This is a genomic window from Stenotrophomonas sp. S4 (assembly GCF_054187805.2).
In genome coordinates, this window is record NZ_CM196188.1 from 2,310,197 (window position 1) to 2,335,723 (window position 25,527).

Annotated in this window: 20 protein-coding genes; 15 read left to right on the forward strand and 5 right to left on the reverse strand. The window is 66.6% G+C overall.

Features of this window, described 5'->3' with window-relative positions; translation table 11 throughout:
* Positions 1-41: 41 nt before the first annotated feature.
* Positions 42-1,166, reverse strand: coding sequence for a GNAT family N-acetyltransferase (locus tag ACUZUJ_RS10815; protein ID WP_458219971.1), 1,125 nt, complete (start codon positions 1,164-1,166; stop codon positions 42-44).
* Between the two features lie 191 nt (positions 1,167-1,357).
* On the opposite strand from ACUZUJ_RS10815, the gene ACUZUJ_RS10820 reads away from it, so the two are divergent.
* The gene (locus ACUZUJ_RS10820) at positions 1,358-2,866 is read left to right on the forward strand and encodes an N-acetylmuramoyl-L-alanine amidase family protein (RefSeq protein WP_458219972.1); all 1,509 of its coding nucleotides are present in this window, start codon (positions 1,358-1,360) and stop codon (positions 2,864-2,866) included.
* 121 nt (positions 2,867-2,987) lie between these two features.
* Here ACUZUJ_RS10820 and trxB read toward each other — a convergent pair whose 3' ends face one another.
* Entirely contained in the window at positions 2,988-3,959 is a 972-nt protein-coding gene (gene trxB, locus ACUZUJ_RS10825) for a thioredoxin-disulfide reductase (protein WP_458219973.1), read from the reverse strand.
* A gap of 233 nt (positions 3,960-4,192) precedes the next feature.
* Between trxB and ACUZUJ_RS10830 the strand changes: the two genes are divergently transcribed.
* The 5 genes from ACUZUJ_RS10830 (at position 4,193) to ACUZUJ_RS10850 (ending at position 11,376) form a co-directional block, all read left to right on the forward strand.
* A complete protein-coding gene (locus ACUZUJ_RS10830) occupies positions 4,193-6,553 on the forward strand; it encodes a DNA translocase FtsK (protein ID WP_049445356.1) in 2,361 nt (786 codons plus the stop codon).
* A 39-nt stretch (positions 6,554-6,592) separates the two neighbouring features.
* Positions 6,593-8,536: a DUF3857 domain-containing protein gene (locus ACUZUJ_RS10835; RefSeq protein ID WP_458219974.1), complete on the forward strand. Its 1,944-nt coding sequence runs from the start codon at positions 6,593-6,595 to the stop codon at positions 8,534-8,536.
* A 111-nt stretch (positions 8,537-8,647) separates the two neighbouring features.
* On the forward strand, positions 8,648-9,286 hold the full coding sequence (gene lolA / locus ACUZUJ_RS10840; RefSeq protein ID WP_049445350.1) for an outer membrane lipoprotein periplasmic chaperone LolA: 639 nt from the start codon (positions 8,648-8,650) through the stop codon (positions 9,284-9,286).
* A gap of 230 nt (positions 9,287-9,516) precedes the next feature.
* Positions 9,517-10,794 (forward strand): replication-associated recombination protein A, encoded by a 1,278-nt coding sequence (locus ACUZUJ_RS10845; protein WP_458219975.1) that lies wholly within the window; start codon positions 9,517-9,519, stop codon positions 10,792-10,794.
* A gap of 210 nt (positions 10,795-11,004) precedes the next feature.
* A complete protein-coding gene (locus tag ACUZUJ_RS10850; RefSeq protein ID WP_101766402.1) occupies positions 11,005-11,376 on the forward strand; it encodes a DUF805 domain-containing protein in 372 nt (123 codons plus the stop codon).
* Between the two features lie 73 nt (positions 11,377-11,449).
* Here ACUZUJ_RS10850 and ACUZUJ_RS10855 read toward each other — a convergent pair whose 3' ends face one another.
* Positions 11,450-11,824 (reverse strand): hypothetical protein, encoded by a 375-nt coding sequence (locus ACUZUJ_RS10855; protein ID WP_510468084.1) that lies wholly within the window; start codon positions 11,822-11,824, stop codon positions 11,450-11,452.
* A 281-nt stretch (positions 11,825-12,105) separates the two neighbouring features.
* Here ACUZUJ_RS10855 and ACUZUJ_RS10860 point away from each other — a divergent pair, with 281 nt between their 5' ends.
* The 9 genes from ACUZUJ_RS10860 to ACUZUJ_RS10900 all read left to right on the forward strand — a co-directional run bounded on the left by ACUZUJ_RS10860 (position 12,106) and on the right by ACUZUJ_RS10900 (position 22,317).
* Positions 12,106-13,134, forward strand: coding sequence for an alpha/beta hydrolase (locus ACUZUJ_RS10860; protein WP_049445345.1), 1,029 nt, complete (start codon positions 12,106-12,108; stop codon positions 13,132-13,134).
* Between the two features lie 122 nt (positions 13,135-13,256).
* On the forward strand, positions 13,257-14,633 hold the full coding sequence (locus tag ACUZUJ_RS10865; protein WP_049445531.1) for a YncE family protein: 1,377 nt from the start codon (positions 13,257-13,259) through the stop codon (positions 14,631-14,633).
* A 51-nt stretch (positions 14,634-14,684) separates the two neighbouring features.
* Positions 14,685-15,731, forward strand: a complete 1,047-nt coding sequence (locus ACUZUJ_RS10870) for a heme/hemin ABC transporter substrate-binding protein (protein ID WP_101765431.1) — start codon at positions 14,685-14,687, stop codon at positions 15,729-15,731.
* The gene (locus tag ACUZUJ_RS10875) at positions 15,728-16,771 is read left to right on the forward strand and encodes a FecCD family ABC transporter permease (RefSeq protein WP_049421974.1); all 1,044 of its coding nucleotides are present in this window, start codon (positions 15,728-15,730) and stop codon (positions 16,769-16,771) included. The genes ACUZUJ_RS10870 and ACUZUJ_RS10875 overlap by 4 nt, the downstream gene beginning before the upstream one ends.
* Positions 16,768-17,529 carry a heme ABC transporter ATP-binding protein gene (locus tag ACUZUJ_RS10880; RefSeq protein WP_049445338.1) on the forward strand — a complete coding sequence of 254 codons (762 nt, stop codon included), beginning with the start codon at positions 16,768-16,770 and terminating at the stop codon, positions 17,527-17,529. The genes ACUZUJ_RS10875 and ACUZUJ_RS10880 overlap by 4 nt, the downstream gene beginning before the upstream one ends.
* Positions 17,530-17,592: 63 nt before the next feature.
* Positions 17,593-18,342: a hypothetical protein gene (locus tag ACUZUJ_RS10885; protein WP_458219976.1), complete on the forward strand. Its 750-nt coding sequence runs from the start codon at positions 17,593-17,595 to the stop codon at positions 18,340-18,342.
* Positions 18,343-18,756: 414 nt separating this feature from the next.
* Positions 18,757-20,793, forward strand: a complete 2,037-nt coding sequence (fusA, locus tag ACUZUJ_RS10890; RefSeq protein ID WP_049445332.1) for an elongation factor G — start codon at positions 18,757-18,759, stop codon at positions 20,791-20,793.
* Between the two features lie 385 nt (positions 20,794-21,178).
* A complete protein-coding gene (locus tag ACUZUJ_RS10895; protein WP_005409616.1) occupies positions 21,179-21,451 on the forward strand; it encodes a hypothetical protein in 273 nt (90 codons plus the stop codon).
* A 110-nt stretch (positions 21,452-21,561) separates the two neighbouring features.
* Positions 21,562-22,317, forward strand: coding sequence for a SapC family protein (locus ACUZUJ_RS10900; protein ID WP_014037169.1), 756 nt, complete (start codon positions 21,562-21,564; stop codon positions 22,315-22,317).
* On the opposite strand, the gene ACUZUJ_RS10905 is transcribed toward ACUZUJ_RS10900, so the two are convergent.
* Together ACUZUJ_RS10905 and ACUZUJ_RS10910 are read right to left on the reverse strand one after the other, a co-directional pair.
* A complete protein-coding gene (locus ACUZUJ_RS10905) occupies positions 22,318-24,645 on the reverse strand; it encodes an ATP-binding protein (protein WP_458219977.1) in 2,328 nt (775 codons plus the stop codon).
* Positions 24,642-25,268, reverse strand: a complete 627-nt coding sequence (locus ACUZUJ_RS10910; protein ID WP_049445327.1) for a response regulator transcription factor — start codon at positions 25,266-25,268, stop codon at positions 24,642-24,644. The genes ACUZUJ_RS10905 and ACUZUJ_RS10910 overlap by 4 nt, the downstream gene beginning before the upstream one ends.
* Positions 25,269-25,527 lie beyond the last annotated feature (259 nt).

The following is a 25,527-nucleotide window of genomic DNA, read 5'->3' on the forward strand; positions in this document are numbered from 1 at the left end:
ACGCCTTGGTAGGTGCCAACCTTGGTTGGCACGCTTTTCCGCTACGGCTCTACGCGGAACGGCCCATGCCCCTGCAGCTCCTGCTGGTAGCGCCGCACATCGCGCCGCTCCTGTCGGCACCAGTCCTGCAGCGCCTCGGCGAACTCCGTGTCGGCCACCCAATGCCGGCTGCGCACCAGCGTAGGCAGGAAGCCGCGTGCCAGCTTGTGCTCGCCCTGCGCTCCGGGCTCGAAACGGGTCAGCCCCTCTCGCAGGCAGTATTCGATGCCTTGGTAATAGCAGGCCTCGAAGTGCAGGCCGGGCAGGGTAGCGCCACCCCAGTAGCGGCCGTAAAGCGTGTCGCCACCGCGCAGGCAAAGTGCACCGGCAATCGGTTGGCCCTCCTGCTCGGCCAGGAACAGCACCAGCCCGCGCCCCAATGAAATGGCCAGATGGCGCAGGAAGGCCTCGGTCAGCGCCGGGGCGTTGCCGTATTCGAGGAAGGTCTGCAGGTAGAAGCGGTACATCGCCTGCAGGTCGGCGCGGCTGGCCTCGTCGCCATGCACCACGCGAAAGGTGATGCCCTGGCGGGTGACCTTGGCCCGTTCCTGGCGGATGTTCTTGCGGTGCTTGTGGTTCATCGCGCCGAGGAACTGATCGAACGTCGCCCACTCACCCGGGTTCTGCCACTGGAACTGCACATCCTCGCGCAGCAGCCAGTCATCGCCGAACTGCGCCTCGTCGCCCGCGGTGTGGAAATTGATATGGGCCGAGGACACGTCCAGTGCCGGCAGCGCAGCACGCAACGCCGACAGCAGCGCGGCGCGTTCTGAATCGTGACGGGCCAGCAGGCGCGGGCCGGTGACCGGCGAGTACGGCACCGCGCCCAGCCATTTCGGGTAGTAGTGACGGCCATGCCGGGCATAGGCGTTGGCCCAGGCGTGGTCGAACACGAACTCGCCGTGGGAGTTGGTCTTCAGGTAACCCGGAATGGCGCCCATCAGGCGGTCGCCCTCCCATAGCGTGAAGTGCCGGGGCTGCCAGCCCCAGTCCTCGCGCAGGCAGCCGTGTTGTTCCAGGCCAGACAGGAAGGCATGGCTGACGAACGGGTTCTGGCCGTCGTGCAGGGCATCCCAGTCGGTGGCGGGAATGGACTGCAGGGAGTCGAGGAAGCGGGCGGAGGGCATGGTTGGCAAGGATAGGCCAGGTGGATCGCGAACGGTGTTGGCGGGCCTGGGTTGGTTTGTTCCGGTTGGGGGTGAGGAAAATTTGAATTCTCCATTCGTGTGCGCTTGGTTGCGGAATGCCTGAATGCACAGGGGCAGAGTGAGCTGCGCCGCTGGAGCGGTGCATTCACTCTTTGCATGGAGTACCCAAAATGAACCAGAAAATTCGCCTTGGATCCCTTTCTGTCCTGCTGTCTCTTTTGGGCAGCGGACTGTTGATCAGCCCCGCGCAGGCCGTTGATGCTCCTCCTGCGATGGGGCAGGACACTGGGCTCGACATCCTCTTGACCCAGAAGGCGCGCGATATTCTGGAGCGCGTTCGTCTCGTGGATGGCCAGGCGCGCAGTCACCGGGTTGAGGTGTCAGCAGATATCGCCAACGGTGTAGTGACCGTAGCGCTGGATCGGGTCTTCCTTCCTGCCGATTACGGACCGTCGTTCGAGGATCAGCGAAGCGAGATCAGTTTTGGACTACTGCATTGGTCCGAGCAGGCGGCGCCGTTCAGTCGTGTCGTTTTTCTGTATGACGGGAAAGAGATCGAATACTACTTTCCCGAGATAAAGGCTGCGGACGACGCGGCGCGGGAGGCGGGAGAGGCGCTGCGGCGGATGCGTGGGGCGACTGGTTCCGGGATGGCATTTGTCGCAGCCGGACATGGGTATTTCTATAGCTACAAGGACAACCGGTGGGTGACCTCGAGAGATGAATGGAATGGCGTCTCCGAGGGGTTGTTGACTCCGTCGTACGCCGCGGACCTGAAGGCGGTGATCGAGCAAAGGAGCCAAATGCCTGTCGTCCGTCCGCGCGTTCAGATCACGGGGTCGACTCATCCGCAGAGTGGTGAAGAGTGGTGGACCATAGCTGCGCGCTACGCAATTGCGGAGCAGTATCCGGCCGAGACAAAGATATGGAATACGTACGCAGGCAGTGCGCTTTGGGATCGGGAGGAGCGTGAAGACATCAATAGTCGGCCGCTGCTCGCAAACCACCACGGCGCTGAGGTAGCGATTCATCTGCACAGCAATGGAGAACCCTCGGGGGCGGCACGCGGCACTCGTGTGATCGTGCAACCTGGTAGGCCGATGGATGCTGCCCTTGCACAGAGTGTCCTGTGCTCGATGAAGGAGCTGATTCACTCGCTACCTGAGTATGGGGCGTTCACCGTGGCTCCTGCTCCGCACGCGCTGAACAAAGGGGAGAACCGCGAGGCGCACATGCCATCGATCATCGTAGAGACGGCATTTCACACGAATCCGGAGGATGCCAAGGCATTGCAGGACCCCGTCTTCCGCTCGGCGTCCATGAAAGGCGTGGAGAAGGGCTATCGCCTGTGGGCAACAGGAAAGACCTGCGAGCCCCTGGCACTGCGTCCGGTGCCGGATACCGACGTGCCGATCCAGGCGGCCCGGGACATTGAACTGGGCTATGCCGGGAATCCTCAGTATCCGTTGTCTGTGAAGCTCTCACTGGCCTCCTGTTCGGAGGAAGGCGCATGCACGCCATCGGCGACGACGTTCGATGACCCTGCCAAACCGCTGACCATCAATCTCGCCTGCAATGGCCCAGACCCGTGTGTCGCGCGCTGGAGTGCTGTACTGCGCGACGCGGATGGCGTTGCCACGGCACCGGTCGAGTTCTCGCAGGCGTGCGTGCGGGCGTGAAGGCTGGCATCGGTCCGCCAGGCGTGGCCTGGCACTACTGAAAGTACAAAGGCCGGCGCTTTCGCGCCGGCCTTTGGTCTGGGTCGAGCATGGCTCGACGCTACAGAAGCAGGTCAGCGACTCAGCTGGCCTTGCCCTGCGCGTCCAGATAACGCTCTGCATCCAGTGCGGCCATGCAGCCGAAGCCGGCCGAGGTGATCGCCTGGCGGTAGTGCTGGTCGGCCACGTCGCCGGCGGCGAACACGCCTTCCACCGAGGTCTGGGTGGCGTTGCCGCCCAGGCCCGAGCGGATTTCCAGGTAGCCGTTGTTCATCGCCAGCTGGCCGTCGAACAGGGTGGTGTTCGGGTGGTGGCCGATGGCCACGAAGAAGCCGTGGGCGTCGATGTCGCGGGTGCTGCCGTCCAGGGTGGACTTCACGCGCACGCCGGTCACGCCGGCGTCGTTGCCCAGCACTTCCTCCACCTGGTGGTGCCAGACGGTCTCGATCTTGCCTTCGGCCACCTTCTTGAACAGCTTGTCCTGCATGATCTTTTCCGCCTTGAGGGTGTCGCGGCGGTGGACCAGGTAGACCTTGCGGGCGATGTTGGACAGGTACAGCGCCTCTTCCACGGCGGTATTGCCGCCACCGACCACGACCACGTCCTGGTCGCGGTAGAAGAAGCCGTCACAGGTGGCGCAGGCGGACACGCCGCGGCCCTTGAACTTGTCCTCGGTCGGGATGCCCAGGTACTTGGCGGTGGCGCCGGTGGCGATGATCAGGGCATCGCAGGTGTACTCGTGGCTGTCGCCGATCAGTTTGAACGGGCGCTGCGACACATCGGCGGTGTGGATGTGGTCGAAGATGACCTCGGTCTCGAAGCGCTCGGCGTGGGCCTGCATGCGCGCCATCAGGTCCGGGCCCATCAGGCCGTGGGCGTCGCCCGGCCAGTTGTCCACCTCGGTGGTGGTCATCAGCTGGCCGCCCTGCTGCAGGCCGGTGATGACGACCGGCTTCAGGTTGGCGCGGGCGGCGTAGACGGCGGCGGTCCAACCGGCCGGGCCGGAACCGAGGATGACGAGGCGCTGGTGGCGGGAGGGCAGGCTGGTGCTCATGTAGACTCGCGAAAAGGTAGATGGGACAAGGCGCTGGCGATGTTTGCGCAGCATCCGTGGCTGGTCATAGAGTGGCGGCTGGGGCAGGGCGATTCAAGCCGATGAACAGAACGCCGTCATCCAGCGGTGGTTCCGGCCCTCTGATCGCCCTGTCAGATGTCGCATAACTGAAAACTGACGCCGTCTCATTTATTATCAATCACTAACAGCGCATTCCAAAGGTATGGTCTAAGGTGGCGAAGCAGGTCCCCGAACGCTCCAAGTCCGACGACAGCAAGGCGTCACGTCGCACGGCCGCGGCGGCGACGACCGACAATCCACGCCGCCAGCGCCTCTGGCGCGATCTGGGCCTGATCGCGATCGCGCCGGCCCTGCTGTACCTGGCGGCCAGTCTTTTCACGTATTCAGCCACGGATCCGGGCTGGTCGCACACCGGCAGCGTGGTCGCACCGGTGCACAACCTCGGCGGCCGCGCCGGGGCCTGGATCGCCGATGTGCTGCTGCAGCTGTTCGGCTACATCGCCTTCCTGTTGCCGGTGGTGCTGGGCGCGCTGGCGTGGATCGCCATGTTCGGCCTCAAGCGCGAGAGCAAGGGCGAGAACGACCTGGACCCGGCGCTGCGCCTGGTCGGCCTGGTCGGTTTCCTGATCGCCGGCACCGGCTTCCTGCATGTCCGGCTGTTCAGTGGCGATGTCTCCAGCGCCGGCGGCATCCTCGGCAAGCTGGTCGGCAATTCGCTCACGGTGGGCTTCGGCGCGCTGGGCGCGAACCTGTTCGTGCTGGTGCTGCTGCTGGCCTCGATCACCCTGGCCACCGGGCTGTCCTGGTTCACGGTGATGGAGAAGATCGGTCGCGGCGTGATGTCGCTGGCGCCGTTGCTGGCGCGCAAGAAGGAAGAAGTCACCGAGTGGCAGCAGACCCGGGTGATGCGCGAGGAGCGCCAGGAAGTGCGCAAGGCCGATGCCGAGGTACGCGCCAAGCGCGAGCCGGTGAAGATCGAGCCGCGCCCGGAGCCGGTGATCGAGAAGAGTGACCGGGCCAAGCGCGACACGCAGATCCCGATGTTCCGTGGCGTCAACGGCGACGGCTCGGACCTGCCGCCGCTGGCCCTGCTGGACGACCCCAAGCCGCAGCCGGTGGGCTATGACAAGGAAACCCTGGACGCGCTGTCGCGGCAGATCGAGTTCAAGCTGAAGGACTTCCGCATCGACGCCCAGGTGGTCGGCGCCAACCCGGGCCCGGTCATCACCCGCTTCGAGATCGAGCCCGCGCCGGGCATCAAGGTCAGCCAGATCAGTTCGCTGGACAAGGACATCGCGCGCGGCCTGTCGGTGAAGTCGGTGCGCGTGGTCGACGTGATTCCGGGCAAGTCGGTGATCGGCCTGGAAATTCCCAACGTCACCCGCGAGATGATCTACCTGTCCGAGCTGCTGCGCTCGAAGGAATACGACAAGTCGGCCAGCGTGCTGACCCTGGCGCTGGGCAAGGACATTGCCGGTCGCTCCACCGTGGCTGACCTGGCGCGCATGCCGCACCTGCTGGTGGCCGGTACCACCGGTTCGGGCAAGTCGGTGGCGGTCAACGCGATGGTGCTGAGCCTGCTGTTCAAGGCCTCGCCGAAAGACCTGCGGATGCTGATGATCGACCCGAAGATGCTCGAACTGAGCGTCTACCAGGGCATCCCGCACCTGCTGGCGCCGGTGGTCACCGACATGAAGGAGGCCGCCAACGGCCTGCGCTGGTGCGTGGCCGAGATGGAGCGCCGCTACAAGCTGATGAGCGCGGTGGGCGTGCGCAACCTGGCCGGCTTCAACAAGAAGGTGAAGGAAGCGCAGGACGCCGGCCAGCCGCTGATGGACCCGCTGTTCAAGCCGAACCCGGAACTGGGCGAGGCGCCGCGTCCGCTGGAGACGCTGCCGTTCATCGTCATCTTCATCGACGAATTCGCCGACATGATGATGATCGTCGGCAAGAAGGTGGAAGAACTGATCGCGCGCCTGGCGCAGAAGGCGCGTGCGGCCGGCATCCACCTGATCCTGGCCACGCAGCGCCCGTCGGTGGACGTGATCACCGGCCTGATCAAGGCCAACATCCCGACCCGCATCGCCTTCCAGGTCAGCTCCAAGATCGACTCGCGCACCATCCTCGACCAGTCGGGCGCGGAAACCCTGCTCGGCCACGGCGACATGCTGTACCTGCCGCCGGGTACCGCCATGCCCGAGCGCGTGCACGGCGCCTTCGTCTCCGACGAGGAAGTGCACCGCGTGGTCGAACACCTCAAGGCGATGGGCCCGGCCGACTATGTCGACGGCGTGCTGGACGAAGTGCAGACGATGGGCGACGGCGTGGTCGTCGGTGCCACCGGCCTGCCCGAGAACAGCTCTGCCGGCGATGAGTCCGACCCGTTGTATGACGAAGCGCTGCGGGTGGTCACCGAGACCCGCCGTGCCTCGATTTCCGGCGTGCAGCGCCGGCTGAAGATCGGCTACAACCGTGCAGCGCGACTGATCGAGGCCATGGAAGCGGCCGGCGTGGTCAGTTCGCCCGAGCACAACGGTGACCGCACGGTGCTGGCACCGCCGCCGCCGAAGTAAGGCCCGACGTATCCCCCACGACGTCCAAGGAACCGACGCATGCTTCACCCCGTACCAAGCGCGCTGGCACTGGCGCTGGCAGCCCTGATGGCTGCCGGCCCGGCACTGGCAGACACCGCCACCTCCGCGCCCGCCACGGCGCCGCCTTCCACCAGCGGCGATACCGAAGCCAGCAATAATTTCAGCATTGTCCGTTACCGCGCCGACTACCAGGTGCGGCCGGATGCGGGCAATGTGCAGACCGAAACCTACGAAGTCCTGCTCAAGACCAAGGCCTCCGTCGAGCAGTTCAGCCAGGTGCGGCTGAGCTACAGCGAAAAGATGGAAACGCTGGAAGTGCTTGGCGCCTACACCATCACCGCCGATGGCCAGCGCCGCGACGTACCGGCCGACCGCATCTACACCCAGGAGAGCTACTCCAGCGCTTCGGCAGCGATGTATGCCGACCGCAAGGTGCGGGTGATCGTGTTCCCGAACCTGGCCCCGGGCACGCGCCTGTATTACCAGGTGCGCCGCACTCAGGCCACGCCGTACTTCCCGGGCTACTTCGGCCTGTGGGAAACCTTCAATGTCTTCACCGAGTACGAGGACGCCGAGGTCACCCTGAGTGCGCCGGCCAACCTGCCGATGTTCGTCGACAGCCGCGGCGTGCAGGGCAGTGATCGCCCAACGGTGAAGAACGGACAGGCACAGTGGCGCTGGCGCTACCAGCGGCGCGAAGCCATGCCAGCACAGAACTGGTCGGCGGCGGGCTGGGAGTTTGGCCCGAACATCATGGCGAGCACCTATCGTGACTGGTCGCAGATGGGTCGCGCCTACCAGCTCAAGGCCGGCCCTGCCGCGCAGGTCACGCCGGAACTGCAGGAGCTGGCCGACCAGGTCACCGCCGGTATCAGCGACCGCCGCGAGCAGGCCGATGCGCTGTACCGCTGGGTCGCGCAGAACATCCGCTATGTGGCGGTGTACCTGGGCAATGGTGGCCTGGAGCCGAATAGCGCGCAGAGCATCCTCGACAACCACTATGGTGACTGCAAGGACCATGTGACGATCCTCGAGGCGCTGCTGGCAGCCAAGGGCATCGCCAGTTCGCCGGTGCTGATCGGTGCCGGCGGCGGCCCGACGCTGCCGAAGATCCCGGTGCTCGGCCGCTTCAACCACGCCATCACCTACATCCCCGAATTCGATCTGTACCTGGATTCGACCACCGCGTGGGCGCGCTTCGGGCAGTTGCCGGAAGGTGACCTGGGCGCACCGGTGATGCGCACCCGCGATGCCACGCTGGCACGCACCCCGGCCAACACGCCGCAGCGCAATGCCACCTCGATGGAGGTGCGTTTCACCTTCGACGCCAACGGCAACCTGCGCGGCGAGACGATCCCGAAGCTGGGCGAGAACGCCGAGATCGGCATGCGTGCCCAGTTCTCCCAGCTCAACGCGCAGAACCGTGCGCGCGCCGAGGAGCAGATCATGGCCGCGTCCGGTTTCGACGGGCGAGGGCAGCTGCAGATCCAGGGCGTGCCGGTCGACCTGACCCGGCCGTTCGGCTACCGCATGGCGTTCCAGGCCGAGGACTACGCCGACTTCAGCGTGGCCGGCGGCATGGCCGTTCCGGACCCGCCGGGTGGCGAGTCGGTACGTGGGCTGTACGCCACCGCCTCGGCGCCGGCCAACGAGACGCCGTTCTACTGCAATGCCAGCCTGCGCGAGGAAACCTACCGCCTGCAGTTCCCGGCCAATGCACCGATCATCGCCATCCCGGCGAGCCAGCGTTTCACCAACGCCGCCGGTGAGTATCGGGTGGACTGGAGTCGCGAGGGCCAGGACGTGATCGTGCACCACCGCTTGCAGCAGAACGCGGTGCGCGGCCCGGAGGCGTTGTGCCAGCCGCAGGACTATCCGGCGTTCCGCGCGCTGTACCGCGAAGTGCGTCGTGGCTTCCGTGGCCAGGTGCTGTACGGCAAGCTGCCGGGCTCCGGCGGCTGAATCGCCGATGGACGTTCGGGGCGGCATAATGTCGCCCTGATCGCCCATTCATCTTTATTTGGGCACACTGGCAACCACCTTTCCTGGCGCCCGCGCCCACAGGATTCCCGCATGAACTTCCGCTTCCGCCGTTTCCTTGCCACCACCACACTGGCCGTGGCCTGCGCCGCCGCCGGCAGCGCCTGGGCTGGCGCCCGCGATGACCTGAAGACCTTCACCAGTGGCCTGAAGGGCCTGGATGGCCAGTTCAGCCAGCAGGTGTTCGACAGCCGCGGCAAGGTGAAGGAATCGACCAGCGGCCGCGTGGCCCTGTCGGCGCCGCGCCTGTTCCGCTGGGAGTACGTGCGCCCGCACGAACAGTTGATCGTGGCCGATGGCAAGAAGGTCTGGATGTACGAGCCGGACCTGGAGCAGGCCACCGTGCGCGAGCAGGGCAAGGAAGAGCAGAACAGCCCGCTGACCGCGCTGATCAACCCGGCGCTGCTGGAACAGCAGTACGACGTCAGTGAAGAGGCCGCGCAGCGCGACGGCCTGCAGTGGCTGTCGCTGTCGCCGAAGCGCGATACCGAAGCCAGCTTCCAGTACGCCGCGCTGGGCTTCAATGCCCAGGGCCTGGCCAAGATGGAGATCACCGACGCCGTCGGCCAGCGCACCGTGATCAGCTTCAGCGGCTGGAAGCGCAACCCGGGCTTCGCTGCCGGCACCTTCAGCTTCACCCCGCCGAAGGGCACCGACGTCATCGGCAACTGATCTCTGGGCGGAAACGCTTTGGTGGGTGTCAACCTTGGTTGACACGCTCTTGATCTGCCGGCCAGCGGCCGGCACTACCGCTCATGGCCCGGCCGCCGTGGTGGGTGCCAACCTTGGTTGGCACGCTCTCGCGGTACAATGAGCGGGTGGCAAGACATCGTTCAACATCCTTTCCCGGCCCCGATCTGCTGAGCGTCGATCGGGAACATCTGCGCCCGCTGGCCGAGCGCATGCGCCCGCGCACCCTCGACGAAATGGTCGGGCAGAAGCGCCTGCTGGCGCCGGACAGCGCGCTGCGTCGCGCGGTCGAATCCGGGCGAGTGCATTCGATGATCCTGTGGGGGCCGCCGGGCTGCGGCAAGACCACGCTGGCGCTGCTGCTGGCCGAGTATTCCGACGCCGAATTCCGCGCCATCTCCGCGGTGCTGTCCGGCCTGCCGGAAGTGCGCCAGGTGCTGGCAGAGGCCGCACAGCGTTTCGCTGAAGGTCGCCGCACCGTGCTGTTCGTGGACGAGGTGCATCGCTTCAACAAGGCACAGCAGGACGCGTTCCTGCCGCACATCGAACGCGGCACCATCCTGTTTGTCGGTGCCACCACCGAGAATCCGTCGTTCGAGCTGAACTCCGCACTGCTGTCGCGCTGCCGCGTGCATGTGCTGGAGGGCGTTTCGCCCACGGATATCGTCGAGGCGCTGGAGCGTGCGCTGGGTGACCGCGAACACGGCCTGGGCGAGGAGGGCATCGAGGTCGCCCCCGAGCTGCTGCTGGAAATCGCTACCGCCGCCGACGGCGACGTGCGTCGTGCGTTGACCCTGCTGGAAATCGCCGCCGAGCTGGCGGGCGGGGAGGGTGGGCGTATCACGCCGCAGACCCTGACCCAGGTACTGGCCGACCGCACCCGTCGCTTCGACAAGGGCGGCGAGCAGTTCTACGACCAGATCTCGGCACTGCACAAGTCGGTACGCAGCTCCAACCCGGATGCCGCGCTGTACTGGCTGACCCGCATGCTCGATGGCGGCTGCGATCCGTCTTACCTGGCGCGCCGGCTGACCCGCATGGCGATCGAGGATATCGGCCTGGCCGATCCGCGCGCGCAGAGCATGGCGTTGGAGGCCTGGGACATCTACGAGCGGCTGGGCAGTCCGGAAGGCGAGCTCGCCTTTGCGCAGCTGGTGCTGTACCTGGCCAGCACCGCCAAGTCGAATGCAGGCTACGCGGCCTTCAACCAGGCCAAGGCCGATGTGCGCGAGAGTGGCACCGAAGAGGTGCCGCTGCACCTGCGCAACGCGCCGACCAAGCTGATGAAGGAGCTGGGCTACGGCGCTGAGTACCAATATGACCATGATGCCGAAGGTGGCATCGCGCTGGACCAGACCGGTTTCCCGGATGCGATGGGCGAGCGCGTGTACTACAACCCGGTGCCGCGCGGGCTGGAAATCAAGCTGAAGGAAAAGCTGGACCGGCTGCGTGCCGAACGCGAAGCGGCTAGGGCGGCAAAGGGCCGCTGACCCGGTTTATGTAGAGTCGAGCCATGCTCGACTTCGCTCTTGCGCGGGTTACGGGTGCCTTCTGGAACAGCAGTCGAGCATGGCTCGACTCTACAGGGGCAATGGCAGTCGAGCATGGCTCGACTCTACACATGCATGGCTCGATTCTACGTTGTCCTGCGCGCCGGTCTTTGGCACACTGCGCGGCTACTTTTTTCAAGGATGGATGCCGTGCAGGAAATGATTCTGCCGTTGAAGCGTTACGCCCAGTTCGAGGGCCGTGCCAACCGTCGTGAGTACTGGATGTTCCAGCTGTTCATGCTGATCGTCTCCGCCGTGCTGATGGTGCCGCTCGTTGCCGGGCTGGTGATGCAGTCCGATGGCCTGGGCATCGCGTCGATCATCCTGTTTGTTGTGTTCTGGCTGGCCACGTTCGTGCCGGTCATCGCCGTCACCGTGCGCCGCCTGCACGACTGCAACCAGTCGGGCTGGATGTACCTGCTGGCCTTCGTTCCGTTCGGCGGCCTGGTGATCTTCGTGTTCGCGCTGATGCCGGGTACGCCGCAGGAGAATGTGTACGGCCCGGTGCCGACAGGACCGTAAGGCTGCGGGAGTCGAGCATGGCTCGACGCTACAGGGGCAATGAACTGAAGCCGGCATTTCGCCGGCTTCGCCTTTACTTGATGCTGCAATCGCCGAAGGACAGGTAGTCCGTGCCGGAACTGAACTGCAGCGTGCAGCTGGCGGTGAACGTTGCGCCTTCTTCCAGGGCGCTCAGCTTGGCGGCCTGCTGCGCATCGTCGCTGGTCAGCCGGGCCAGGACATTGCCCTGGTTGTCGCCGGCCTCGATCAGCGGTTCGCCCGCCAGGTTGCTGGAAACGCTCAGTGCCACGGCGGTGAACGTCACCGTCTGGTTGAGTTGGTCCATGCTCAACGTCGAATTGCCGGCCTCTTCAAAGGCCTGGTAGAGCGACGGCAGATCCTGCGCGGCGTGGGCGGCCAGCGGGGCGAGCAGGCCGAGGGACAGGGCGATCAGGGTGGTGTGCTTCAAGGGAATCTCACAATCATGGGATCCAATCCCATGGCGGTCATGGCGCGGATGAACGCGGCCTGGTCGGCGGCAGGCTGCCCGCCCTCCGTGGCTGCGCTGTAAGCGGGGCGATCCAATGCCCCGGTGGCCGGCAAAATAGGGGAGTGCCGCGTCCAGCGCAACCGGGTCATCGCGCGCGTGATACATAGCGTGACGTTCGATCGATGTGATAATCATTCGCGTTTGAGGTAGACTGCGGTCCCTTGTGAACCGGCGGCCGTGGGCCGCTTCTGCCGCCGCTGATGAAGCATTTCGTCCTGCCTTCGCGCCGGGGCCGGTTGGCCCGCGGCCTGGCCGCCTTGATGATGGGTCTGCTCCTGGCCACTCCGTACGCCCATGCGCAGCAGCGCAATCCGCTGCAGAAGATCGGCCACACCGTGCTCGACGAGCCGGCGGCGAGCTATCGCTTCGAGCATTTCGTGGTGGACAGCCCCGACCAGCAACGCCGCTGGCGGGTGAACCTGGCGATTCCGGCCAAGGCCGGCAAGACGCCATCGCCGGTGCTGTACGCGCTGGATGGCAATGCCGTGGCGATGGTGCTGGACCAGCCGCTTCTGGCCGAGTTGGCCGCACGCAGGGCGCCGCCGGTGCTGGTGCTGATCGGCTACGACAACGACCTGCGCATCGATTCGAAGGCGCGTACCCGCGACTACACCGCATGGATCGACCGCGCCGACGATGAGAGCGGTACGACCCAGGCGGTCGGCGGTGGTGCTGCCGCGTTCCTGGACGTGATCGAGCGCCGCATCAAGCCGGAAGTCGAGCGTCGCGCACGCATCGATACGCAGCAGCAAGCGCTGTGGGGCCACTCGCTGGGCGGGTTGTTCGTGCTCAATGCGCTGTACACCCGCCCCGCAGCCTTCCAGTCCTATCTGGCCGCCAGCCCGTCGCTGTGGTGGAGCCAGGGTGCGGCGCTGGGTGATCCGGAACAACAGTTCGTGCAGAACGTGCACGGCCAGCCGGCAACGCTCTGGCTGATGCTGGGCGGTGCCGAGCGTGTCGGTGATCGCGGCAAGCGTGACATGAACAATCCGCGCGTGGTCGCGCACCTGCGCCGCATCGGCGGCGCCACGCCGGATGCGGCGATGCAGCTGTCCGAGCGCCTGGGCAAGGTGCCGGGTATGCGCGTGCAGTACCGCGAGTTCCCCGGCCTCGGCCACGGCCCGATGCTGCCGGCGTCGTTCCACGCGGCGCTGCATGAGCTGTACGGCGTGACCGACCGCAGTGCCGGCGACGGTGCGCCCGATGGCGGTGACAACGCCGCCGAATGAATCCCTTCGCACGCGATGCCGTGCGACCCCACTACCCAGGCGAGGCTGCCGACGTGCAGCGGCCCAGGCAACCGATGAATCCCGCGCCACGTGGCGCGGCCTACGTGTGCAAGGAGCCTGCCATGTCGTTCCGTCCGTCTTTCCGTCTTACCTCCCTGGCCGCCGGCCTGCTGCTGGCGGTGACCGCCAGCGCGCAGCCGGTGTTCGATCAGCCGGCCAATGCCACCTTCAAGGGCGAGGTCGTCTCACGCGGTGAGAACGTGGTTCCCGGCAGTACGGCCGACGTGGTCGGTCGCGGGTTCGTGCCGGGCCAGAAGGTCAGCCTGCTGCGTGGCGACAGCGTGCTCAACACGCAGCCGCTGGTGGTCGATGCCGATGGCAACTTCAAGACCCAGCTGAGCATTCCGGCCGACGCCGTGCCGGGTACCCACCCGGTGGTGGTGCGCGCCAGCCAGCCGGCCGCAGCCACGGTGCTGAAGCTGCGCGTGTCGCCGCAGCTGCCGCTGTCCGGCCAGGCGCAGTTCGCCACCCAGTCCAACAAGCTGGTGCCGGGCCTGTACCAGTCCGCCTACAGCGCCGCCAGCAATGCGGTGTTCGTGACCTCGGCCGTGGGCCGTCCGCCGGTGACCCAGTCGCAGCTGCTGAAGCTGGACCCGAAGTCGCTGAAAGTAACCAAGGCGATCACCCCGGCGCAGGTGCCGGGCAGCACCAATGGTGCGGTGTACGCGGTCTACGGCGTGGGCGTGGATGACACCAATGGCAATGTCTGGGTCACCAACACCCGCCAGAACTCGATCGCGGTCTACCGCCAGAAGGATCTGTCGCTGGCCCACCAGTTCCCGGTCGATGCCGTGCCGCATGCGCGCGACGTCGTGGTCGATGGCACCCACGGCAAGGTGTTCGCCTCGGCCACGGGTGAGGACCACCTGTCGGTGTTCGATGCCAGGACCTTCAAGGAGCTGCCAGCGGTGACGCTGGAGTCCGGCGTGGATGACGGCAAGTTCACCCCGATGAGCCTGGTGCTGGACGAGAAGGGCGGCAAGCTGTTCACCGTCAGCATCGGCACCCCGGAAGCGGCGGTGATCGACGTGGCCAGCAGCAAGGTCGAGAAGGTCATTGACCTGGGCAATTCGATCAGTGCGTCGGGCGTAGCCTTCGACGCGGCACGCAACCGCCTGTACGTGGCCTCGCAGGGCACCGACAACCTGCTGATCGTCGACGTGGCCGCCGGCAAGGTGCTGCATGACGTGCCGGTCGGCGCCGGCGCGCTGAACGTCGCCTTCGATGATGCCTCCGGCCTGGCCTACGTCAGCAACCGTGGCGCCGGCACCGTCACCGTGGTCAACGGCGACGGCAAGGTGGTCGCGAACCTCGATGGTGGCACGCTGCCGAACCACGTCCGTGCCGATGGCAAGGGCAACGTGTTCGCGGTGAACAAGTCGCGCGGCGCTGAAGACCCGAAGGGTGACCGCATCACCCGCATCACCCCGAAGCAGTAAGTCACACGGCAGGGCGGCGTGCGCGTCACCCTGCCAGCAAGGAGAACAAGCATGAACATCGCGTCCCGTCTGCGCCTGTGTGCGCTTCCGTTGGCTGTCTCGCTGGCGCTGTCTGCCTGTGGTGGTTCTTCGGCGCCCTCGGATACCGGCAAGCCGGCTGAGTCGTCGACGGCAGCCGCGGCTGCGGAAGCCGCATTGCCGGCAGGCTGGCAGCGTGTGGCCGGCACTGATATGCCGTCCGCACACGACCAGAAGGCCGTACTTCCGGCCAAGGTGCATTCCGATGACGGCGCCGACGTCGAGGTGGCCGATACCAGTCGCATCATCGCTGGCGGCGACGACGTCATCGCGGTGATCGAGGCGCTGGGCCTGGGCAAGCAGGTGTTTGCCGCGCCGAGCAACACCACCACCCAGGCCGGCCTGGCCGCGCCGCACCAGTTCCTGTTCAACCGCACCACGGGCGTGGAAGGCGTGCTGAGCCTAAAGGGGTCGCTGTTCCTCGGCAACAGCCTGCGCCGCCACACCGAACTGGCGAAGAAGCTGCGCGAAGTGGGTGAGCCGGCCGTGGTCATCGACGATCTGCAGCCGGCGCCGGACAAGGTGCGCAAGGTCGCCGCCGCACTAGGGCTGGCCGAGGCAGGGCAGGCACTTGCCACACAGGTGCAGCATCAGCTCGACGAGGCTGCAGCGATTGGCAAGGGCCTGGGCCATGCGCCACGAGTGATCCACGTCTCGGCCACCGGCGCCGGTGGCTCACCGACCGTTGCAGGTGCCGACAGTGCGTCGGCGCAGCTGATCGCACTGGCGGGCGGCATCAACATCGGTACCGAAGCGGGAGTGAAGAACTACTCGCAGCTGAGCAATGAGGGCGTGGTCGCGGCGGCACCGGAAGTGATCCTGGTGACCGAGCATGACCTGCAGCTGTTCGGCGGTGCCGAAGGCCTGTGGAAGGCGTACCCGACGCTGAAGCAGACGCCGGCCGGTCAGGCCAACCGGGTCTGGGTGATGCCGGATGTGCAGCTGAAGTACACCAGCGTGGGCTCCGGTGCCGGTGCGCTGGCGCTGGCCAAGGCCCTGGCGGCGTTGCCGAAGGCATGAGTCCGGCGGATCGGCGCCGCCGTCGCGGGCGGACGATGTTGCTGGTGGCGCTATTCGCACTGCTGGGGGCAGTGCTGGCGTCGTTCGCCGTGGGTCCGTTGCGGTTGCCGCCGCTGGAGGTGATGCAGGCGCTGGCGGTGAAGCTGGGCCTGCTTGATCCGCAGGCAGTCAGCAGTCGTGACCTGGCTGTGGTATGGCAGTTGCGCATTCCGCGCGCCCTTCTGGGCGCGATGGTCGGTGCGTCGCTGGCGATGGCCGGCGCCAGCCTGCAGGGCCTGTTCGGCAATCCGCTGGCCGACCCCGGCATCGTCGGCGTCAGTCAGGGCGCGGCACTGGGTGCAGTTGCCGCCATCGTGCTCGGCGCGGCCGGTGCGGCCGGCTGGCTGGTGCCGGTGGCCGCGTTCGCTGGTGGCGCGCTCGCAATCGGCCTGACCTACGCATTGGCCCGACCGGGCAAGGGGACGGGCAACGCTACGCTGCTGCTGGTCGGTATCGCGATGGCCGCGTTCTGCTCGGCGCTGATCGGCTTCCTGACCTATATCGCCAGCGAAAGCGAGCTGCAATCGCTGGTGTTCTGGCAGATGGGCTCGCTCGCGCGCGCCAACTGGGCCGACGTGGCGGCGGTGGTGCCGTTGTTCGCCATTGGTGTGTTCGCACTGCAGCGGCTGGCTACGCCGCTGGACATGCTGGCGCTGGGTGAACGCCAGGCACAGCACCTCGGGCTGGATGTCACACGTACGCGTCGCCGCCTCGTGGCCTTCAGCGCGCTGCTGGTCGGGGCAGCGGTGGCGTTTGCCGGCTCCATCAGTTTCGTCGGCCTGGTGGTGCCGCACGTGGCACGCCTGCTGGTCGGCCCGGGACACCGCTGGCTGCTGCCGTTGTCCGGGCTGCTCGGTGCGCTGTTGATCGTGGTGGCCGACACTGCCGCGCGCACATTGGATCCGCCGGCCGAGATTCCGCTGGGCCTGTTCTCGGCCGCACTGGGCGCGCCGTTCTTCCTCTGGCTGGTGCTGCAGCAGCGCCGCAAGGCTGCGCCATGAGCGTGCTGTTGAAACTGCACGAGGTGGTGGTGCGCCGCCAGCAGCGCGAGATCCTGCATGGCATTTCGCTGGCGTTCGAGCCGGGTACGGTGACCGCGCTGGTGGGCCCGAACGGCGCAGGCAAGTCCACGTTGCTGGCAGTCGCCGCCGGTGACCTGCGCGCTGACGCGGGCGAGGTAAGCCTGCTCGGCAAGCCGTTGGCCACCTACAAGGCCGGGCCGCTGGCACGTGAGCGCGCGGTGATGCCGCAGGAGCACGGTGTGCGTTTCGCCTTCAGCGTGGAGGAAGTGGTGGCGATGGGGCGGCTGCCGCATCCGCCGGATCCGGTGGTGGATGACGCCCAGGTGGAAGCCGCCATCGATGCTGCCGAACTGCAGGCGCTGCGCCTGCGCGAGGTGCAGCAGCTCTCCGGCGGCGAGTCCGCCCGGACCACGTTCGCGCGCGTGCTGGCGCAGGACACGCCGCTACTGTTGCTGGATGAGCCGACCGCCGCGCTGGATCTGCGCCACCAGGAACGCACACTGCGCAGTGTGCGCGCCTGTGCCGAGGCCGGCGCATGTGTGATCGTGGTGCTGCACGACCTCAATCTGGCTGCCGGCTATGCCGACCGCATCGTGCTGCTGGAGCAGGGCAGGGTGGCGGCCGATGGCACGCCGCTGCAGGTGCTCACCGAAGACAATCTGCAGCGGGTCTACCAGCAGGATGTGGTGGTGCTGGAGCATCCGCGCCGTGGAGTGCCGCTGGTGGTGGTGACCTGAGTCAGCGTAGCGCGCTTCACCGCGTATCATGCTCGACGGGATTTCCTTCAATGGACTGATGCAATGATCTGTAATGTTTCGCGTGGCGTGCTGCTGGCCCTGATGGTCGCCTCCGCAGGCGCCGCCAATGCGGCATCGACTTCGCCGGTGTCGCTGATGAGCGCGGCCGCGCAGGCTTCTCTGATCGAAACCCGGTACTCGGCCGGTGATGGCGCGCCGGTCGCCGCGATGACCACCCGCTACTTTGCCAATGATGAGCTGTCGGTCAGCTGGGATGACCAGCAGGTGCTGGTGCTGTGCAAGGAAGCGGCGTACCTGAAGATTCCCGCCGCCAAGCTGAAGGCCGGTGCGTTGACCACCGAGCAGCGGCAGATGATTACCTACCAGGCGGTGATGTCGGGGCTGGGGGCGATCGCAGCCGTGGCCGAAGCGGCCGGTGATGCGGTGATGGTGGCCGACGATGGCAGCGAGCTGCGCCGCACGGGTGAAAGCAATTGGGCCTACGGTGTGGAGCGGTATGACGTCACCACCCAGCGCATGGCTGACGGCGCGCTGCGGGTGCGGGCGCGCAAGACCGAAACCGTGAACAACGCCAAGCCCGCTTCGCCGGATGATACGTTCAGCACGGAGGATGATCAGGCGGCTCGCCTGTCCGAGCTGGCACCGGTGGGGAGCTGGACCGAGGCGTTGATCCGCGGCGGCCCCCGCCAGGCGCAGGTGGACCCGGCGATGTCGCTGAAGGGCTGGATCTCGATGGGAGACGACCAGGCTGCGACGGTGGGTGAGGCGCGCACGCTGCACGAGTGCAAGTGAGGTCGGCTGGGGTCAGAGCCCTTTGCCCGTGGCAAAGGGATCCGACCCCGATGCCCGTCGGCCTCATCGTTCCATTTATGTACGCAATATTCACTTGCGCGCCAGATTGGCAGGTCTAGAATGCGCCCCATGAACCGGATGCCGCTCCTGAAGTTTTTCACCCTGACCCGCGCAAGCGCGGAACGGGCGTGTCTGCCTGGAGCCCCACGAGGCCGTTGAGACGGTCATCGCTGGACCTTCGACAGAGCGCCCTCCGGGGCGCTCTTTTCGTTTCCGCAGTTCCATTCCCCGTAACCCGATGTACCGCAAGGAGAACGTGCCATGCACCAGATCGCCGAGACCGAACGCTAGCCGCGCACCCTGTCGCCAACCGGGGTGCGCGGCCCCTGGAGTTGGCTTTGCAGGAACCTCTTTATGAACACCCAGACCCTTTCCCGCCGTCGCAACCTCGGCATCATTGCCCACATCGACGCAGGCAAGACCACGCTGACCGAACGCCTGCTGTGGAAAAGCGGCGAGATCCATCGCGTCGGCGAAGTGCACGATGGCAATGCGACCACCGATTTCTCGGCGATCGAGCGCGAACGTGGCATCACCATCGGCGCGGCCGCCGTGCAGGCACAGTGGGCGCCGCGCGACCTGCCGCCGCATCGGCTGACCCTGATCGATACCCCCGGCCACATCGACTTCGCCATTGAAGTCGAGCGCTCGCTGCGCGTGCTTGATGGCGCCGTGGCCGTGTTTTCGGCCGTGGATGGCGTGCAGCCGCAGTCCGAGACCGTGTGGCGCCAGGCGCGTCGCCACCGCGTGCCGCTGATTGCCTTCGTCAACAAGATGGACCGCGTCGGTGCCTCGTTCGAGCGCGTGCTGGAGCAGCTGCAGGACAAGCTGCAGGCGCGACCGTGGGCATTGGGCGTGCCGCTGGGCAGCGAAAGCGACTTCAACGGCTGGGTCGACCTGGTCGATGAGCGGGTACTGCGCTGGCAGGACGGTGCGGTGGCGACGATCACGCCGTGGGACGACTCGGCGCGCGCCCTGTGGCAGGCGCAACGCGACGCACTGGTCGAGGCTGTGGCCGACCATGACGAACTTCTGGCTGATGCCTGGCTGGAAGGTCGCGCGATCGACGCCGAGCTGCTGCGTGCGGCGATCCGTCGGGCGACGCTGGCCGGTGCCGGTGTGCCGGTACTGGCCGGTGCCGCGTTCAAGGACAAGGGCATCGAGACGCTGCTGGATGCGGTGGTCGATTACCTGCCGTCGCCGCTGGATCGGCCGGCCGTCACCGCTGAAAGCGAGAGCGGTGAGGTGGTGCTGCCGCCGGACCCTGACGGTCCGCTGGCCGGCCTGCTGTTCAAGATCACCCACCAGCAGCACGGTGCCCTGAGCTTCGTGCGGCTGTACTCGGGCACCTTGAAGGTGGGCGACGCGGTGTCCAGTTCGCAGCATCCACAAGGGCGGCGCGTCAGTCGCCTGGTGCGGGTGCAGGCCGACCAGACCCACGATATCGAACAGGCCGTGGCTGGTGACATCGTCGCGGTGCTCGGCTGGAAGGATGCGGTCAGCGGTGAAACGCTGAGCGGGCGTGCGCAGCCGCTGCGCCTGGAGAATATCCAGGCACAGGCGCCGGTGCTGGCGTGGCGGTTGGAGCCGGCGCGTGCTGCCGACCTGATCCGGATGGCACAGGGCTTGGCCAGCCTGGCCCAGGAAGATCCGTCGTTCCGTGTCGAAACCGATCGCGACACGGCGGAGACTCTGGTCTGGGGCATGGGCGAGCTGCATCTGGAGGTGATGGTCGAGCGCCTGCGCAGTGAATGGAAGGTCGACGTGGGCGTAGGTGCGCCGCGCGTGGCCTACCAGGAGACGCCGATGCGTGCGATGACCGGCGTAGTGGGCCGGCTGGTCAAGCAGACCGGCGGCCAGGGCCAGTTCGCGCATGTGGTGCTGGATGTGGCCCCGCGCGAGGACGACCAGGTGGTGTTCAACGACCGCATCGTCGGTGGCGTGGTGCCGCGCAGCTTCATCGCGGCGGTGGAGAAGGGCGTGCGTGCCGCGCTGTCGGAAGGTCCGCAGGGCCATCCGGTGGTCGGCATCGAGGTCAGTCTTGTCGATGGCCAGACCCATGCCAAGGACTCTTCGGAGATGGCATTCCATCGCGCCGGCGCCGAGGCGATCAAGGCCGCGCTGGCAGAGGGCGGCACGCAGCTGCTGGAGCCGGTGATGGCAGTGACGGTGCATTCGCCGTCGGCATCGGTGGGGGATGTGGTCGGCGACCTCAACCGACGCCACGGTCGCATTGCCCGCATCGACGACCAGGATGGTCGTGCCGAGGTCAGCGGTTTCGCGCCGCTGGCGCAGCTGGTGGGCTACACCACCTCGCTGCGCTCGCTGAGCCAGGGCAGGGCCAGCAGCCAGGCGCACCTGCATGGCTACGAGCCGGTGCGCGCTGCATGAAGAAGGTGAGGGAGCCCGTTCGCGGGCTCCCTTTTTTGTATTGGCCGGTTCCCGTATCCACGCATGGCGTGGATCTACCGGGTGTCGTTGGGGTTTGCCCATCCACGCATGGCGTGGATCTACCGGGTGTTGTTGGGATTTGCACATCCACGCATGGCGTGGATCTACCGGGTGTCGTTGGGATTTGCCCATCCACGCATGGCGTGGATCCATGGGCGATCGGGTTGCGGGCTCTGCAGTAGATCCACGCCATGCGTGGATGCCGTTCTCAGGGGATCCGTTTTTGCACTGCATCGCAACAAAACTGCAGAAAAAGCTGGATTAAAGTGATGCCTCACGATAAATTGCGCACCCCCCGTTGCTCGCCGCCGCCCGCACCCTGCCCATGCGTGATGACAAAGACCCCGGAACCCTGGAGCTGACCCTGCCGCGCAAGCGCGGTCGTCCGCCCAAGTTCGGGTACGCGATGAGCGATGCGCAGCGGGCCGCGCGCTACCGTGCGCGCAGGGCAGGGCAGGCCAATCATGCCGACGTGCGCTCCTGCAGCGACATGGTGCTGCTGGACAAGATCCGTGCCGCGGTGAGCGCGCGCGACACCGAACTGGCCGGGTTCCTGGTCCACGTACTCTGGCAGCGCTATCCCCTGCAGCTGAAATAGTTCGGCGGTGGGGTGGCCGTTGTCATCGAGCTTGTTGATAATGCGGGATTCAGGTTGTTCCCGCTGGCGTGCCCGGGATGGCAGGCGCGCATGATCGAACGGTTCCCAAGATGACCACCACCAGCGACACCACCACCGAAGCGGCGCAGAGCGGCGCCCCCCTGTTCTATACCCGTCCGGTGCCGCTGCAGGCCGATGTGCATGCCGATCTGCGCATCCTGCCGGGCAAGCTCGAGTTCGCCGCCGGCAACAACGCCATTCCGCTGGTGCTGGGCGAGTTCTCGCTGGCCCTGCACCACTTCCCGATCCTGTTCGCCGGCCCGGGCGCGGTGCCGATGGCCGCCGTGGGCGTGTCCGACCAGAACCTGTTCATCAAGGACGGCCTGTGGGAAGACGAGGCCTATATTCCGGCCTACCTGCGCCGCCACCCCTTCATCTTCATCGACACCGGCGCGGAGAATGACTTCCTGCTGGGCATCGACGAGGAAAGCCCGCGCGTGGTCAAGGGCGGCGAGGAAGGCCAGCCGCTGTTCGTCGACGGCAAGGCCACCGAAATGGTGCAGCAGGCGTTGGAGTTCTGCGGCCAGTACACCCGCGAGCACGAACAGACCCTGGCCTTCTCCAAGGCCCTGACCGACAACGGCCTGCTGGTCGAGCGCAACGCCACCGTGCGTACCCCGGATGGCCGCGAGTTCAACCTCAATGGCTTCCTGGTGGTGGACGTCGAGAAGTTCGTTGCACTGCCGGAAGCAACCGTGGTCGAGTGGCACCGCAGCGGCTGGCTGGCACTGATCCACCAGCACCTGATGTCGCTGGGTCGCTTCAATGACCTGACCCGTCGCCAGGTCGAGCGCCTGGCCGCCTGATCAAGGCACTGGCAGGGTTCCCGCTGCGTAGGAGCCCTGTCCAGCCTTCAGCACGTCCAGCAGGCGCCGCGCATCGGCCCAGTCCGGCGCGGCGTCATGTGCCAGATCGGCCAGCTCCGCCGCGATGGCCGCATGCTCGCATTGGCCCAGCATCTGCAGCGTGCCCTGCAGTCGGTGCGCGTGATGGCCTAGTGCCGATGCGTCCGCGCGATCGACAACCCGCTCCATGCTGTCGAGCTCATCGCGGATGTCGGCGATGTAGGCCGCGTCCATGTCAATCGTCTGCACGGCTGCGTCCACGCCCCCTGGTCGCGCAATGCCGAGCGCAGGCAGCAGGTGGGCGGCGCGCAGCGGTTTGGCCAGCACCGCGTCGAAGCCCGAGCGGCGGCAGCGTGCGCGATGACGCCGTCCGGTGCGGGCAGACAACGCGATCAGGCGAATTGCCTGCCCGGCATGCCCACGCAGTTCGCGCGCCAGCACGTGACCATCGATGCCACGCAGCCCGATGTCGATCAATGCGATGGGGCGGGGCTGTCGCGCCTGTTCGGCCAGGGCTCCAGCCACGTCCTCCACGGCGCACACCTCAGCGCCCCAGCGTCGCAGCTGTTCGGCGATGACGTGGCGATTGAGCTCGTGGTCCTCGACCAGCAGCAGGTGCAGTCCGGCCAGTGGCGTACCGCTTGTGCACAGGCCCTCGGCATCCTCGCTGGCGCCTGCCGGATACACCGGCAGGCGCAGGATGAAGCGACTGCCACGGCCCAGCACGCTGTGCACGGTGAGGTCGCCGCCCATCGCGCGGGCCAGCTCGCGCGCGATGGAAAGGCCCAGGCCGCTGCCGCCACGCTGCTGTCCACTGCTGCCTTGCTGGAAAGGCTGGAACAGGACAGCTACCTGTGCAGGTGCGATGCCGATGCCGCTGTCGATCACCTCCAGCAGCAGCTCGCGGGGCCGCGCCGCTGGCATCAGCTGCAGGCGCAGCTCGATGCCGCCGATATCGCTGAATTTCACCGCGTTCGCCAATAGATTGCTGGCAATCTGGCGTAGCGCATCGGCGTCCACCAGGATGTTCGACAGGGATGCGTCCTGGACATCGAGATGCAGCTGCAGGCCTTTCCGCTGGGCCTGAGGCCGGATCGCCTCCAGTGCCTGCCGGCACAGCTGAACTGCATCGCAGGCTTGCGCATGCGGCTTGAAAGCGCCGCTCGCAAGGCGCGAAAAGTCCAGTGCGCGGTTCAAGAGGCTGCGCAGGGATTGGCTGGCCGTACTGGCAGCGTCCAGCAGATCGCGTTCACCCTTCGGTAGTGTCGATTGCCCCAGCAGCTCGATCGAGGTCAGTACGGCCTGCGCCGAGTTGCGCATCTCGTGGCTGATCACTCCGATGGCATGTGCGCCGCTGCGATCACCGCGCGCCCGCAGGTGGCGCATTGCGAGCCACAGCAGCGGCAGGGCGATCAGCAGTGGGGCCAGCAGCAGCCACCCGCGCGGGGGCGACGTCTGCATCCACTCCAGTGCATTCCCGGCCGCGGCAGGCAGCGTCTGTCCCGCCCAGAGTCGAAGGAGGCCCGCATGCTCCTCCAGTGTGATCTCGCGCAATGCCTGTTGGATGCGCCCCAGCAGCTGCTGGTCTTCGTGGCGGACGAGCAGGTAGAGGTCGGTGGAGAAGCCGCTGTCGAACGACTGCAGGCGCAGGCTGCCATTGAAGTGGCGTCGAACCAGGGGGCGCAGTGTGGGCTCCAGGCCGATCGCCACGTCCGCCAGGCCCGATTCGACGGCGGCCAATGCCGCGTACCGATCAGGCAGGTGCCGCAGCCGGACCTGTGGGTGATGTGCGTGCAGCCAGCCGGCGTAGGGCCCGCCTTCAACGACGGCGACGACCCGCGTGTCGAGTTCGTGCATCTCCCGTGGCAACCACTCGTCGGCACGTCCGGCCAGCAGGGTGGCGCCGCCACGAAAGCGGCTGGACGCGGCAAGGTCGGGGCAGGGGAGGGCCTGGTGCCTCGCCCCGCCAAAGACCATGACCAGATCGGCCTCGTGATGGCACACCGCGAGGATCGATGCGGCGGCGGTTGGATAGGGCTGTTCCAGGAAACGGAGCTGGGCGTGCCGGGCCACCAGGTTGGCGTAGCCATGGGCAAGCGTTGGCGGTGATGACGTATCGGCCAAGGCTGCGGGCAGCGGGCGCAGGGAGGGGGTCGTGGCGACCCGTACCGTGCTGCCCGGCAGCCAGCGTGGCGACCGGATATCTTCGGCCGAGGCAGCCGGCAGGAGAAGGAGCGCCAGCAGCCCGGTGGACAGAAAGCGGCGGCGCAACGGCAACTGGCGCCTCACGGTGTCTCCAGTCGTTCGCGCAACGCGTAGATCTCCACGTCGCTGCGCAGTCCCAGCTTGCGCAGCACGGCAACCTTCTGCGTGCTGACGGTCTTGATGCTGCGGTGCCGGCGCAGTGCGATCTCGGAGACGGTCAAGCCTTCCAGCAGCAGGCCCAGCACCTCGCGCTCGTTGCGGCTGAGCTCGCCGCGATCGCCGGCCAGCCTGACGTCCGGCGGAACCCGGGTCAGGCCTTGGGAAACCCGCACGATGGCGTCGGACAACGCAGGAAGCGGCTCGGCCTTGCTGACGAACCCGCTGAGTCCGGCATCGATCAGGCTGTTGAGGTTGGTGGTGGGCGAGAGCGTAGCGAAAGCCAGCAACGGCGTGCGCGGGAACTCCCGGCACAGCCGGGCAACCAGCTCGATGCCGCCCAGGTCGCCACGGGCAAGCGTGAGGTCGATGATGGCCACATCAACGTGCGTGCCTTGCAGGCTGCAGAGCAGAGCGTCGCTGCAGCCATGGCTGGCGACAATGTCGAAGCGGAGGTCGCCTGACAGATGGAGGGCGGTGCCGCGGCGGACCACTTCGTGGTCGTCCAGGAGCGCCAGGCGTAGCCGACGCGGTGCAGGAAATCCATTCATGCGCGGGAGGTGGTCGGCGCCCGTGGGCGTGGCCGTCATTCTGGCGCCGCTGTCGCGTCGAACATCGAATGTGTTGCGTTTTTACGACTATTCCTAAAGATCGATTTGTGCGGCCGATTGGGCCGGGCCTACTCATTTGTGGTGCAAATGAATATGGCGCTGGTCAGGGGTGTGCGCGTGGCTTCCGCCGTGGCCACTGGGGCTATTAACGTGACGCGTCACGTCGGCATGGCCTTGCGCCCCTGCCCTGGGTAGGCGG